The organism is Pseudomonas viridiflava, from assembly GCF_001642795.1.
Taxonomy (GTDB): Bacteria; Pseudomonadota; Gammaproteobacteria; order Pseudomonadales; family Pseudomonadaceae; genus Aquipseudomonas; species Aquipseudomonas viridiflava.
In genome coordinates this window covers 197,694-211,109 of record NZ_LKEH01000048.1, presented here as the reverse complement: position 1 = coordinate 211,109, position 13,416 = coordinate 197,694, and the positions used below count along the sequence as shown (strand labels likewise).

The following is a 13,416-nucleotide window of genomic DNA, read 5'->3' as shown; positions in this document are numbered from 1 at the left end:
ATGACCACAACCCTGGCCCGCTCGTGCGCAACGATACGGAGCAAGTGCTGTGGCCCCCGCGATATCGGCAGCCAGACCAAGCACGGACGTGAGCACTTATGCGTGGATTAATGACCGACATCAGTGACATCAAACAAACAGAAGAAGCGTTGCGTCTATCTGAAGACAGGTTTGCCTCCGTCTTCGCCCACTGCCCGGACATCATGGTCATCGCCAGCCTCATCGATGGCCAGATTCTGGAAGCCAATAAAGCGTTCGTAGAACAATCGGGACTTACCGCCGAAGAAGCCATTGGCAAAACGCCCACGCAGATCAACGTCTGGGCCGTTCCCGGCATGGGTCCGGGCCTGCTTGAGCAACTGCAAAAAGGCACTATCCGCAATCTGGAAGTGCCCTTGCGGCGCAAGGACGGACAGACCTTTTCCGGACTCATGTCCGCCCAGCCCTTCGAACTGGGCGCCAAGCCCGCTGTGCTGGTGGTGGTCCGCGACATCACCCCGCTCAAACAGGCCCAGCGACAACTGCAGCTCTCGGAAGAAAAATTCGCCAAGGCCTTCCACGCCTCCCCCGACGGGCTGACCATCAGCCGTGTGCGCGATGGGGTGATTCTCGAAGTCAACGAAGGCTTTTCCCGCATCACCGGGTACACCGAAAAACAGTGCCTGGAACGCTCCACGCTCGACTTGGGCATCTGGGCCGACCTGAGCGAACGCCAGGCCATGATCGAGCACATCAAGCGGCATGGCTCTGTACATGAGTTTCGCACCAGAATCCGGGGCTCCGAAGGCAACATCCGACTCTGTGAACTCTCTGCGCACCCGGTCCTGATCGACGGCGAAGACTGCCTGCTGACCATCAGCCGTGATGTCACCGAACGCCAGTACATGCAAGAAAAACTGCACCTGGCTGCCACCGTGTTCGAAAGCACCGCTGAAGGCGTGCTGATCACCGACACGCGCCAGCGCATCCATGCCGTCAATCGCGCCTTCAGTGAGATCACCGGTTACAGCGAGGCCGAAGCCATTGGCCACACGCCCCGTCTGCTTGCCTCTGGCCAGCACGACAGCGCCTTCTATGCCGCGATGTGGCATCAACTGACTGCAGAAGGCCACTGGCAAGGCGAGATCTACAACCGCCGCAAGAACGGTGACATCTACCCGAGCTGGCTGACCATCAGCGCCGTGCGCAACAAGGACGACCTCATCACCCACTTCGTCGCCGTGTTCGCCGACATCTCCAGCCTCAAGCACGCTCAGGCACGCCTGGACTACCAGGCACACCACGACCCCCTCACCGGCCTGCCTAACCGCACGCTGTTCGAAAACCGCCTGCAAACCGCCCTGCTGCACAGCGAAGAGTCCGGCAGCTTGGGCGCCGTGCTGTTTCTGGACCTGGACCGCTTCAAACACATCAACGACAGCCTCGGCCACCCGGTCGGCGACCTGCTGCTCAAAGGCATCGCCCAGCGTCTCAAGGAACACCTGCGCGACATCGACACCGTCGCCCGGCTCGGCGGCGATGAGTTCATCGTCCTGCTGCCCGGCCTGCTGCAACCCAGCGACGCCGTCAGCATCGCCAACAAACTGCTGGCCTGCTTCAGCGCGCCCTTTCAGGCGGGCGAACACGAATTCTTCATCAGCTCCAGCATCGGCTGCAGCCTGTTCCCCATCGACGGCACTGACGTCGCCACGCTGGTCAAAAACGCCGACGCGGCCATGTACCGCTCCAAAGCCAAGGGACGTAACCGTGTCGAAAGCTACACCCGCGACCTCACCTCCCAGGCCAGCGAACGCATCGCGCTCGAGCAGGAACTGAGACGCGCACTGGACCGCAACGAACTGAGCCTGTCGTTCCAGCCCAAGACCAGCCTGCACACCAACAGCATGGTCGGCGCCGAAGCCCTGATCCGCTGGAGCCACCCGACCTTCGGCGAAGTGCCGCCGGAACACTTCATACCGCTGGCCGAAGAGAACGGCATGATCCTGCAGATCGGCGACTGGGTCATCGAACAGGCCTGCCTGCAGATGCACGCATGGCGCAAAACCCACAAGCCGTTCGGCCCACTGTCCGTCAACCTCGCCGGCGCACAACTGCGCCAGCCGCACCTCGTGACCCGCATCGAACAACTGCTGGCCGACAACGGCCTGGAGCCCGGCTGCCTGCAACTGGAAATCACCGAAAACTTCATCATGAGCCAGACCCAGGAAGCCCTGGCCGTACTGCACAAACTCAAGAAACTCGGCGTCCAACTGGCCATCGACGACTTCGGCACCGGCTATTCATCGCTCAGCTACCTCAAACGCCTGCCACTGGACATCCTCAAGATCGACCAGTCCTTCGTCCGCGGCCTGCCCGAAGACACCCACGACGCCGCCATCGTCCGCGCCATCATCGCCCTGGGCCGCAGCATGCAACTGACCGTCATCGCCGAAGGCGTGGAGAACAGCGAACAGCAGCAATTCCTGGCCGCAGAAGGCTGCGAACAGATGCAGGGCTACATCGTCAGCCTGCCCTTGCCACCCGAGGAATTCTGCGCCAGGTTTCTTCTTATGAACGTTTAGGACTTTTCGGATAGCACAGCCGCGAAACCGCCGTTATAATCCGCGTCCTGCTGAGGGCCCATAGCTCAGTTGGTTAGAGCAGAGGACTCATAATCCTTTGGTCCACGGTTCGAGTCCGTGTGGGCCCACCAACCTTGAAGCCGCGTATTACGCGGCTTTTGGCTTTTTGGGTTTGTGGCAGCCGGATCAGTCCTATGGTCCGAAGGTACAAATTAGGTACAGTGCGGCTTCGCTTGCACGCCTTTGGAGTCCTTCAGATGGCCACAATCGTCAAAACCCCTGCCGGCACCTGGAAGGCCGTCATCCGCAAGACCGGATGGCCGACCAACGCCAAAACCTTCCGCACCAAACGCGACGCCGAAGATTGGTCACGACGCACCGAAGATGAAATGGTGCGGGGTGTCTATATCCAGCGCAGCGGGTCCGAGCGACTGACACTCGAAAATGCGCTGCAGCGATATCTGCGTGAAGTCAGCCCTACCAAAAAGCCCACCACGCAGAAGGCTGAGGCAACCAAGGCTCAGCAGTTGATCAAACACCTGGGCAAATACTCGCTGGCGGCTCTGTCATCCGAGGTTATTGCCAACTATCGCGATACACGCCTGGGCTCCCTGACCAACCGCGGCCAACCCACCAGCAATAACACCGTGCGGCTAGAGCTTGCCCTCCTTAGCCACCTATTCACTGTCGCAATTCAGGAATGGGGCCTCGGACTCACATACAACCCTGTGCTCAACATTCGCAAACCGAGCCCAGGTGAAGGCCGAAATCGTCGGCTTACAGCAGACGAGGAACGTCGCTTGCTGAAAGAGGTAAACAAGCACAGCAACCCTATGCTCGGATGGATCGTCAGCATCGCCTTGGAAACGGGTATGCGGTCGTCTGAAATCACAGGACTACGTCGGCATCAGGTCGATGTCAAAAAGCGCGTAGCACGCCTTCTGGTAACGAAGAACGACAGCGCCCGGACTGTGCCACTTAGCAAGCTCGCTGCAGCAACATTCCAAGCAGCGCTTCAAAACCCTGTGCGCCCCATCGATTGCGATTTGATCTTTTTTGGTGAGCCTGGAAAGGACGGAAAGCGGCGCCCTTATGCCTTCACGAAAATCTGGGGATTGCTCAAATCTAAGCTGGGCATGCCAGATTTCCGCTTCCACGACCTCCGCCATGAGGCAGTCAGCCGATTGGTTGAAGGTGGACTTTCAGACCAAGAGGTTTCTAGCATCAGCGGCCACAAGTCAATGCAGATGTTGAAACGATATACGCATCTTCGCGCGGAGGACCTGGTGGTGAGGCTCGATAGCTTGAAAGCTAAAAAATAGGCAAAAAATAATTTCTATTACACATTCGACAACAATAGATTTCAGGAAAAGCCCTATACACATTAGCTTTTCAACACCTGCCAATTAGCCAAAACTATATATTTTGGCAACCACAGACTAACAAAGTCTTTAATCCAAACTAATACGCCTTGGTCGAAAACCGAGGCGTAGCCATTTGACGACTGCGCATCATTACCCAAAGATACGCCTAACTATTAGCAACTATGGTTGATTGACAATGACGACCGAACAATATTTGCTTGAGCGCTTTGGCCCACTAATGGGCATCGTAGACATTGCCGCGATATTAGGCCGATCTCCAGAAGGAGTTAGAGTGGCCCTTTACTCGAACACCGAAATTTCTAAAAGACTCAAACCTACGATGCTCAAGATCGGCCGGCGAGTTTATTTCCGCACCCTCCAAGTCAAGGAGGTATTGTCGCTCGACGGAGAGCGTGGAATTGCAATCCCATGAGCACGGATCAAACCTTCAAAGTCAAAAGGCCGCCCTACTGCATTGTTCCAGCAAGCGTCCTAACGGAGAGTAGGCTGAGCTGGCGCGCGCGCGTGGTCTTGTCTTGGATGCTGGGTCAGAACGAAGGCTGGGAGCTTAGAGTCGGCCACATACGTGGAAAATTTGGCCTCAGCGAGCAGCAATGGAGTGCCACAAGCAAGGAGCTAAGGGCGCTAGGCTACTTCAAGCAGGAGCGTTTCCAGAATGAATCAGGAAAGATCATCTGGGAGAATTTTGTCACCTATACCCCCAGTGAACCATCCCCCCAAAAACCAGGGGATGGTCGATCATGCCATGGTGAGCCACTGCCCGGGAAACCATCCCTTGGCCCCAAGGGGGATATACCAATAAAAAGAGAAAACAATACAAACCATACCAATATAAAAGAAACTAGAACAAAACCTAACACCAGCGAGATTTTACCGAAGCATACGCTCACATGGCCAACACTGGCCGCCACAGAGCGGAGCCTCATTGAGGCTTTATTGATAGATGTGGATCAACAAGCCGCTCAGATGCTTCTTGATGAGCTAGCAGGTAACCTGGAAGCAGGTAGAGTTAAGGCACCTAACAGGTGGTTTAAAGCAGTTCTCAAACGCTACAGGGAAGGTAAGTTCTCACCCACGATTGCACGCGCCATGGCAAACAAGCAGAGTTCGTCATTGCCAGACCAGCCCCCCAAAACGAAGCGGGTAATTAAGACGAGATCGGTTGCGGATGCAAACATCTCCGGCATGCCAAAGCACATAGCCGCAGTTCTGAATAGAAAATATCAGCAGCCACAAGCGTAGGAGCGGAGCGCTGTGAAACCTCGCCTTTATTCGCCGTTCATCTCCGCGCTTCGCTTGGGCAACCCCTTCGGTTGCATTCCGCGTCCTATCCTTGCCGGACAGGCGGCAGGGGCAGGTCCGGCGGCTTCGCCTTGTTCCTTCCCCTGTCGCTAGGCTTGGTCGCTTACAGCTGCATCAAGGGTAAAGGCTTTGCCCATCATCCTCACCCGTTCGGTGCTCGCCCTTCGGGCTCCGCTCCGCTGCGGCCTGCGGTGATGCCCTTGACCCAGCTTCCAGCTATTGAGCGATTTCTACAGAGATAAATTCAGCAAGGGTCAGCTTGCCGTTCACGAAAGCCTGGGCACGTTGCTCTTCATCATTGCTGATTACAAAACCCTCAAGCGCAAGCGACGCGCGAGCGTAATCAACTGCTTTTTGACGACGAAGCATTTCCGCATCCGAAACGTCGATGATTTCTGGAGTATTCATGGGCCCTCCAAGTACTCAATGATTAAAAACAAGACAATTTCAGCGCTAGATAGGCAGAGGGAGGGTCAAGGGCGGCAACGGAGGCCGCAGCCCGCGAAGCGGGACCGGGCGAGGATGACGGCGAAGCGAACCCTTGACGCAATGCAATCCAAATCCTATCTGCGGGGGCTGCTGGGCGCTCTCCCCAGCGGCCCCTGCTACCGGCGAGGGCGGGAAGTCCAGAGGGGCAGAGCCCCTTTGGGTAAGCCCGCCAGGGCGCGCAGCGCGATTCACAGCACTGCTGTTTTACGCTGCTAGCTACTCACCTTCCCTCCCCTTGCCTTACCCCAGTTACGCCCAAGGTTTTGCATCACGTGCTGTCGATAAGCCGGGTTCCAAGCAGTGTTGCCAGCGACCCAGTGATTGGCAGCCCTCGCGCTGGTCATCATGCCTGACTGAAGATCACGCCGTGTTGTCATGGGATTAACAGCGTTATAAACCGCCTTCGCGGGATTTATCGCGGCTTGGGCCATCTGCCTCAGCGTAATCGCGCTGGACGATAAACCACCCGCAAGTTGACTTCCCAAGGAGCTGGCTTGATAGACCATGTAGAGGACTATCCCACTCAGCGCCAAGACCTCCAACATATCGGTCGCAGGGCCATTCCCCGCAGTCGGCTGGATGTCCGTCAACATCGTGGTGAAAAACTTCATACCTAGCGTCAGCACGGACGTTATCGCCGCGCTCTGCATAATGTAGTTCATCACCTGCGCAAACCATTGGTCGAACCACTTGCCGGTCATTTGGCCGAAGAGCAGCATTGCGATGAAGATCGGGCCACACCCCAGCAGAAACGACATCAGCACCTTGGCGGTAATGATCATGGCACCAGCAGGCAGCGTGATCAGAAATGTTGCGACGAGCATCGTGCCAGCCATGAGCAAGTCATAGCACATCATGCCTATCTCCGTTACGCCTCGCCTCCCTGCACGGGCAAGGAGATCAGAGGCAATTTTGAAACCATCAGTCATAGCCCTGTCGATTACCTGATAGACAGACGTCGCAGTAGCTCCCTTTCCATTGGGGGAAAACGCATCAGCCAACCCAACCTCCAAGCCACGAATCGCTTCCACAACCCACCCAAGGTATGTGTTCACGTTTAATGCCAGACCGCCAATGAACGCCCATTTAATTGCGATTTTGAAAAGATGTGGTAGAGGTTGCTCAATAAAGCCGCCGACAGACAATAGTCCCATCGTCATGAAAAATAGCGCGCCACCCAAGGCGAGCAAAACGGAGAAGTCGCCAATGACACTCTGCGCCATGAGCTGAACGTATTCGTTTAATACGACATCGATAGATCCACCTACCCATTCGTAGAAATTGGATTCCATAGTCACCGCTCCTTCAAATCTAAAGTCTCGCGCTTACGGAACCCTCGCTCGGCAAGCCGCAGCTCATTCTCGGCCTGCTTGGCATTGACGCAATTCGGCGTCAACGCAAGCCTTCCCGGATCAAGCTCACATTCCGAGATCTGAATCGCCCTTTCTGCGTTATGAGCCTTATACCAATCGACAGAACGGACAGGTTCATCCGCTCCGCACCCTGTGAGCAGTACGGGAAACAAAACCAACCAACGAGAGGTAATCATTCCTGATCCTCCCGCTCGACAACGCTCAGGTTCCGGGGCGATGCGCAACGCGCCTTAGCTCGAAACTGTTCTGCGTATTTAAGGGAGTAAGCGAGTTCGGCAGCATCGATAATCTGCAAAGCGGCAAGCGTGCGCAGGGCACTTTCTCTTGTGCCAGCCCAACTACCAGCAATGCGAGCTTCGGCCTTCGAAACCAAAAGAGCCGAGGCAAGCGCGCAGGCAAATGAAATCAAAACTGCAAGCGTTGATGAAATCGGGCCTGTTGCTCTAGGCGGGACTATCTGGAGCCAATCAGCAAGCGCCAAGAGGAATGGCATCACTGCCGTAGCGGCGGCGAGCAGATCACTCTGAATCAGTTCTGGAGCACGCCGCGATACCTCTTTCAGAGCGCCGAACCGGCCGATACACAACCAGAATCTACGCAATGACGTGAGAATGAAGAAGCAAACGATGATCGGGAGGATGTGAGCGTACGAAACCATTTCAATTTCCCCCCAGGTTCAGCATGGTGCGAGTTTTGAATCCTCGCTTATCAAGAATCTGGGCATTCAATTCACGCTGCCTCTGCTCCTGTACCTTGTCCTCTGCCTGAGCCACCATTTGGAACATCTGCAACTTGGTCTGCTCGTTTTGAATCATTGCTTGCTCTGCAGCAATGCGCCCCTGTAGCTCGGCGATGCCTTTGGGGTCTTGGGTTTTATCAATTTGCCCCATGAGCTGATCAAGCTGACGCAGCCTACCTTTGGCTTGATCATAGGCATCCAATGCGAAAGCCTTGTCCTGTGATGGTTTTACGGCTTTCGCCTGGCAGGCAGTACGTTGTTCATCCTGAGCGAAACTTTGGCATGCATCGAACACCTTGTTATCTGCATAGATCGTCTCTGCACGGCCATCTAGGCCTGTATAACCGCCACGTTTCACTGAGTCATACACCGCTTGCCATTCTTGAGGCAGATACTCTCGGAGCTGAGGATCATCGAACACTCTTCCGAGCCCTCGCGAGCCAGTGATCGCTCCGTACTGCTGCTTCATCTGGTCAATCTGAGAAGCCATCTGTTGGACCTGCTGGCTCCAACGGGTGGAGTTAGAAGCAAACTCAGCGATAGTCATCGGGGATTCGGTTACCTGGCTGGTAACGGTTACAGGAATTTGTGCAAAGCACTGCTGCGCGCACATCAACGATGAAAATGCGGCAGCAATACGAAGCGGCTGTTTGCCCATACGAGTCAAACACTTAAACAGATCCATAGTCACCTCTCCATTAGAAATGGTGAACGCTGGACCGTCTGTCCGGCCTGTCGATCTGTTTAGGAATCGCACCCGGCACGGCGTTGCCGTCCTTGGGGTGACTATGCGCCAGTCTTACCCGGTGTAGGCCCCGTCTTTTAAGGGCCGCGCCCATAATGCAAGCAGCATCAGCGAGGCGGTTTCAGCGTTCGTTTCAGAAACCAAAAAACAGTATTTTGGCGAAATAATTATCTCATTATGGTGCCATGACCTGAAGTACCGACCGTCCAGGAAATTTCGTCATGACGAAGTTTTTCTCTGTCCAAAAGCTAGTGACACATCAGCTAAAACCAAAACACCATATATTGGCAAACCAACTATATAACCTTGGCTAAACCGTCGAATAATAGCTTCCTAGCTCTTCGTCATGACGAAGTTTTAATTGTCACGAAGTACTAGTGCAGGATAGGCTAAACGCCGGGTAAATGTCATACATTCCAGATGTAAAACGCACGTAACATGCTTGATATATTTAATGAAGAGAATCCCTTGCCGAGACATGCCATGCGAGATCTTAACTAATCAACCATAGCCGACTTACCGACGATCTCAGTCCAAAACACACATTGCCGACGCCTTGGGACTACATCCGTAGCGCTAAGGCAGGCCGCTGCTTCAGTTAGGAGGAAAACCGCGACAAGCGATGGCGTTTCAGAGCTCTGCATTCAGGTGTGAAATGTCACTGTGACTTTTGAAGTGGGCGTGATTGCCAGGGCTTCAAATATCTGTGCGTAGAGCTGTCACTGCCGCCAGGCGACGCGGCCCCGGCGTTCTTAAGATCTGCTCGGCTGGATTAGGGCTTCATACGCAATATTTGAGGCATCCACGCACCATTTCTCAACCCATTTGCGAACGAAGATCACCTGTCAGACGACGCCATTTTGTGCTATCAAGATAGTAGCACAGCGTAAGAAGCCGTAATCTGCCGTAGCCTGTCTAGGTCCCACGGCAGCCATGGCCCGTATTGATTCTTGAGGAATAGCAGTGGAAGCGCACAAAGGACCAGTGATCGATGCCTTATTAGTTAAGTGGTTGAATAACGGTGGACCATTCCCTCCTACCTTCGACCTGATCACCAACGCGGACGGGTCGAAAACCACCTATGAGATCGCTGATCGGGATGAGCTTGGTTTCGTCCAAGGGCTCCTAGAACGTACGGGCAAAAAAGGATTTGTATTACGGGTAACCGATTCATTAACTAAACGGGATTTGGCAGCCAAATTCTGCATCCCAAGTGACTATCAAGATAAATCTCCAAGTCTTGAAGTTGAATTGGCCTCCAAGCTGAAAGGAGGAGGCGACTTTATCCACTTGTTAGCCACTGTCGGTCGGGCGTCTCCGTTCCCTGATCAGCCCTCTACAAAAGATAAACGCGATTGGGTCTGCTTCCTCAGCGATTGGTTAGACGGTACTACTCTCAAAGACTATATAGATAAACAGCCTGAAAAAATTACTCCAATGCTTGTGGCTAAAGTTGCAGAAACACTTATATCTGCTGTTCTATTTTTAGAACTGAAAGGATACAAGCACGACGATTTACACTTAGCAAATATTATGCTTGTAGATACGGATCCTGACCGGCTTGCGATTGATCCTACCTTACCTCCTACCTCTGTAAAAATAATTGATTTAGGCAGTGTAAAAGCGTTAGAGAAAGATACTAAAAAAGCTGATGATGACTGGTCATCAATCGCAAAATGTTTAGCACAACTACACAATCATCTACACAGAAATAGAGCAATTGCGTCACGCCACACTGCGTTTCTAACATGCCTGAGAGATTTAATTGAAGCTTTTGCTGACGACGATCCGGGTCGTCATTTCCCAGAGCCCTCCATGTATGTCGCAAAAATCAAGGAAGCGGCCAATACACTGACAATGTTTCCTAGGCCAGTTGCAAAATTCCATCCATTTGAAGCAATCAGTGCCGAGCATTTAGCGAGCGATGAGCTCCTACTGCAACTTTTTGTAGATCACCTTCCATGGATCAGCATGCTACAAAACCCAGAGCCATCGGTTTTAGTAGGACCGCGAGGATGTGGAAAGTCGATGGTGTTCCGTCATCTGAGCATTAGAACGCATGTGTCAAAATTGGAAAGCAATCCTAGTATATTAGACGCGCTAGGTTTTTTTGGTGTCTATATTGGCTGTGCAAGTGACCTACAGAATGATCTTTTGTGGATATCTCGAGAAAAAGACCGTGCGAAGAGACTTGGGGAAGAAATAACTACGTATTTTAATCTGGTCTTAGCGCGAGAGCTGTTCCGGTCATTAGCAATGTGCGCATCTAACAAGACAATGACAAATGCGCTTGAAATGACAGAGGATGCCAGAATAAAGCTATCCAAATTTGTCACTGAACAAATTGGCGAAAACGCCGAGATAGTTAGAGTTGCCGGAATGGATCCACTGCAAGCCGGAGCAGACATGCTAGATCGCTTGCGCCTCAAGGTTAGCAAAGACCTACTGGACCAGCAAAAATCCTCTATAAAGCTATCGCCGACATTTATCAGGGAGATATGTAGGCACGCGCGTACATTGATTCCGGGCCTCAAAACTTGGCGAATTGCTTTTTTACTTGATGACTACACATCGCACCGTCTCTCCCCAGAAATACAGTCAATTCTCAATACTGTTCTTTGGCAAAGGGACGAAAGCCACGTATTCAAGGTATCAAGTGAGCCCTATGGATTTATTTCAGACCATGTTGACAACGTCCGAATCGACGTCAATCGAGAATACGCGTTGATAAATGCGGGGGAGCTTTCGATACCTGCGGAGCGAGAAGGTGAGCGACGGAAATTTATTACTAACCTCCTCGACAAACGCCTAGAAGCAGCTGAATACCTGGGAAAAACTGAGTCTCTTATCGGTAGCAGTGAATTTAAGCACGACAACGAGCTAGCAGCAGCTATCCGATCAACTAAAGGCGCTCGTGCAGGCCAAAAAAGTTTTTATTATGGCATACACGTTCTTTCTAATGCATGGAGCGGCGATGTATCAACCATCCTCCACATGGTCCGAGAAATGTTTGCACGCGCTGCAGTCGATAGCCAGTCCAACAAACTAATTCCAGATCATGTACAGCACAAAGCCATAACCAAAGTATCAACGGCACTTAGAGAGCGCGTTAGTGCGTACCATCCATTTGGGGCTGAAATGAGCAAGATACTTTCCAGCTATGGAGAGCTCGCTAAAAAACTTCTAGTGGACGCACCTACGCGGAGAAATAAAGATGGAAAACTTGTAATCCAGCGACGTTATCGAATTGAGATGAGTTTACCATCCGGCATTGACCTAGATGACGAACTTAGAAATCTCGCCAACGGAGAGAATCTGGTTGCATTAAAACGCGAGCTTATCAGGCGTGCAATTTTTATCGAATTACCGCCCAGCCGCGGAAAAGAGTCTGCCAGTACCCAAACTGTCCGATGGCAACTGCGCTCTTCGCTGCTGCCGAGCTTCGGAACATCTCTGCTTCGAAAAGACTATATTGATGTCAAACATCTAGATGACTTTGCGGAACTGCTAACCAACCCTCAAAGTTTTGCAAACAAAGCCTATATAAGGTATTCCCACTCCCCCGATTCTCTATTTGGCGATTTATTTTCGGAAGAAGAAGAATGAGTGTCAGAAAGAAATTTCTAGTAAAACCTATATTGGTCAAAAATGTAATCTCTACTCTACCAGTTATTCAAAAATACGATCAACTACCTCTTAAAATAGACTTATTCATTGGTACGTGTGGTTTTGAAGAGAGGGTTTTAGCGGCTCCTAAGTCACTTCGCGACAATAGCTCAAAAATAGATAGAGTAGCTTTGGGTTTGTACAGCACAAACCCCGAAGACAACATGCGTCGGCAAAATGAGTTACGACCTGTACTTCAGGAAATGACTACCGATATTACTTACTTCGAGGCAGAGGCTCCAGAGAACATCTATCGTTCCATTTCTAGTCTGATCCCCAGCACCAATGTAGGCGCGCTAACTGTCGGTCTGGATATAAGCGGTGGCTCCGCAACCTTCATCACATCAACTATTTTGTCTTTAACACGACTGAATAGAGATATTAAACTAGTTGTTTTTTACACTACTGCTGCCGAATATCATTCACCATGCGAAAAGAGCAGAACTGAGCCAGTCTCACTTTGGAGCGACAAAGACCTAAGGGAGCGGGGCGTTCAGGATGTCTCAGCCAACGAGTTGGCACCGGGCATTCAGCACGATCACTTCCCTAATTATGCAATTGCCTTACCATCAATGTTTCCAGCGCGACTCCAACGGAGCCTTAGCTTCTTGGGGATCGGAACGCTAGGAGGCGTTGAAAAGAATGTTTTTTGGATTCTTCCAAAAACTGATGATGTATATCATCAGTGGCGTCAGTCTCAAGTAAAACTTTCTCTGATAGAGATGATATACGGTAAGCCGGATGAGGCTAACGACCAAAGCCAGCAATCATTACCCAGCGGACAATACGAGTATTGTGACGTCCTAAGCTATACTGAATGTACACGAATTATAATTGAGCAAGGCCAAAAAAACCCAAACACGAATATATCTATCATTCACGCCGGAACCAAAATTCAAGCAGTCGGCGCTGCTCTCGCGATCGCCGCTAGACCTGAAATAGCTTTAGTAAAGGCCCGACCTCAAGAATTTTCTGCCGGCAACTACTCCCAGGGCATTGGTGATATATTTACAATTTCATTTGAAAGCCTCCGAGAGACATGTGCTTCATTAGCAGCAATTGGACAGTTTGAGGTCGAAAATAATTGAACGCAGCTTACAATAACACCGGCCCTAGCAGGACTAACTCTGCATATAATTCTGTAGACAAGATTATA

The 13,416-nt window shown here is 52.0% G+C and carries 10 protein-coding genes and 1 tRNA gene; 6 read left to right on the top strand and 5 right to left on the bottom strand.

Annotation, left to right across the window (positions count from 1 at the left end; genetic code table 11):
- Positions 1-110 precede the first annotated feature (110 nt).
- The 4 genes from AO065_RS26005 (at position 111) to AO065_RS25985 (ending at position 5,188) form a co-directional block, all read left to right on the top strand.
- Entirely contained in the window at positions 111-2,561 is a 2,451-nt protein-coding gene (locus tag AO065_RS26005; RefSeq protein ID WP_004887792.1) for a sensor domain-containing protein, read from the top strand.
- A gap of 54 nt (positions 2,562-2,615) precedes the next feature.
- Positions 2,616-2,692, top strand: a tRNA-Ile gene (locus AO065_RS26000).
- 126 nt (positions 2,693-2,818) lie between these two features.
- Positions 2,819-3,883 carry a tyrosine-type recombinase/integrase gene (locus AO065_RS25995; RefSeq protein ID WP_004887790.1) on the top strand — a complete coding sequence of 355 codons (1,065 nt, stop codon included), beginning with the start codon at positions 2,819-2,821 and terminating at the stop codon, positions 3,881-3,883.
- Positions 3,884-4,354: 471 nt separating this feature from the next.
- On the top strand, positions 4,355-5,188 hold the full coding sequence (locus tag AO065_RS25985) for a hypothetical protein (protein WP_004887786.1): 834 nt from the start codon (positions 4,355-4,357) through the stop codon (positions 5,186-5,188).
- Positions 5,189-5,464: 276 nt separating this feature from the next.
- Here the strand turns inward: AO065_RS25985 and AO065_RS25980 are convergent, their stop codons facing one another.
- The 5 genes from AO065_RS25980 to virB5 form a co-directional block, all read right to left on the bottom strand.
- Complete coding sequence (locus AO065_RS25980; RefSeq protein WP_004887784.1) at positions 5,465-5,656, bottom strand: antitoxin VbhA family protein; 192 nt, start codon at positions 5,654-5,656, stop codon at positions 5,465-5,467.
- A gap of 293 nt (positions 5,657-5,949) precedes the next feature.
- A complete protein-coding gene (locus tag AO065_RS25970; RefSeq protein WP_004887783.1) occupies positions 5,950-7,029 on the bottom strand; it encodes a TrbL/VirB6 family protein in 1,080 nt (359 codons plus the stop codon).
- A gap of 2 nt (positions 7,030-7,031) precedes the next feature.
- Positions 7,032-7,286 (bottom strand): EexN family lipoprotein, encoded by a 255-nt coding sequence (locus AO065_RS25965; RefSeq protein ID WP_004887780.1) that lies wholly within the window; start codon positions 7,284-7,286, stop codon positions 7,032-7,034.
- Positions 7,283-7,768, bottom strand: a complete 486-nt coding sequence (locus tag AO065_RS25960; protein ID WP_004887778.1) for a hypothetical protein — start codon at positions 7,766-7,768, stop codon at positions 7,283-7,285. The genes AO065_RS25965 and AO065_RS25960 overlap by 4 nt, the downstream gene beginning before the upstream one ends.
- 1 nt (position 7,769) lies before the next feature.
- The gene (gene virB5 / locus AO065_RS25955) at positions 7,770-8,534 is read right to left on the bottom strand and encodes a P-type DNA transfer protein VirB5 (protein ID WP_004887776.1); all 765 of its coding nucleotides are present in this window, start codon (positions 8,532-8,534) and stop codon (positions 7,770-7,772) included.
- 1,023 nt (positions 8,535-9,557) lie between these two features.
- Here virB5 and AO065_RS25950 point away from each other — a divergent pair.
- Both AO065_RS25950 and AO065_RS25945 read left to right on the top strand, forming a co-directional pair.
- Positions 9,558-12,200 (top strand): ORC-CDC6 family AAA ATPase, encoded by a 2,643-nt coding sequence (locus AO065_RS25950; protein ID WP_004887774.1) that lies wholly within the window; start codon positions 9,558-9,560, stop codon positions 12,198-12,200.
- Entirely contained in the window at positions 12,197-13,348 is a 1,152-nt protein-coding gene (locus AO065_RS25945; RefSeq protein WP_004887772.1) for a hypothetical protein, read from the top strand. Before AO065_RS25950 ends, AO065_RS25945 begins: the two co-directional genes overlap by 4 nt.
- Positions 13,349-13,416: the final 68 nt, after the last annotated feature.

Excerpts from the sequence above, each read along its gene's own strand:
- AO065_RS25965 (WP_004887780.1), bottom strand. The coding sequence starts at position 7,286 with ATGATTACCTCTCGTTGGTTGGTTTTGTTTCCCGTACTGCTCACAGGG.
- AO065_RS25985 (WP_004887786.1), top strand. The coding sequence starts at position 4,355 with ATGAGCACGGATCAAACCTTCAAAGTCAAAAGGCCGCCCTACTGCATT.
- AO065_RS25980 (WP_004887784.1), bottom strand. The coding sequence starts at position 5,656 with ATGAATACTCCAGAAATCATCGACGTTTCGGATGCGGAAATGCTTCGT.
- virB5 (WP_004887776.1), bottom strand. The coding sequence starts at position 8,534 with ATGGATCTGTTTAAGTGTTTGACTCGTATGGGCAAACAGCCGCTTCGT.
- AO065_RS25970 (WP_004887783.1), bottom strand. The coding sequence starts at position 7,029 with ATGGAATCCAATTTCTACGAATGGGTAGGTGGATCTATCGATGTCGTA.
- AO065_RS26005 (WP_004887792.1), top strand. The coding sequence starts at position 111 with ATGACCGACATCAGTGACATCAAACAAACAGAAGAAGCGTTGCGTCTA.
- AO065_RS25945 (WP_004887772.1), top strand. The coding sequence starts at position 12,197 with ATGAGTGTCAGAAAGAAATTTCTAGTAAAACCTATATTGGTCAAAAAT.
- AO065_RS25995 (WP_004887790.1), top strand. The coding sequence starts at position 2,819 with ATGGCCACAATCGTCAAAACCCCTGCCGGCACCTGGAAGGCCGTCATC.
- AO065_RS25960 (WP_004887778.1), bottom strand. The coding sequence starts at position 7,768 with ATGGTTTCGTACGCTCACATCCTCCCGATCATCGTTTGCTTCTTCATT.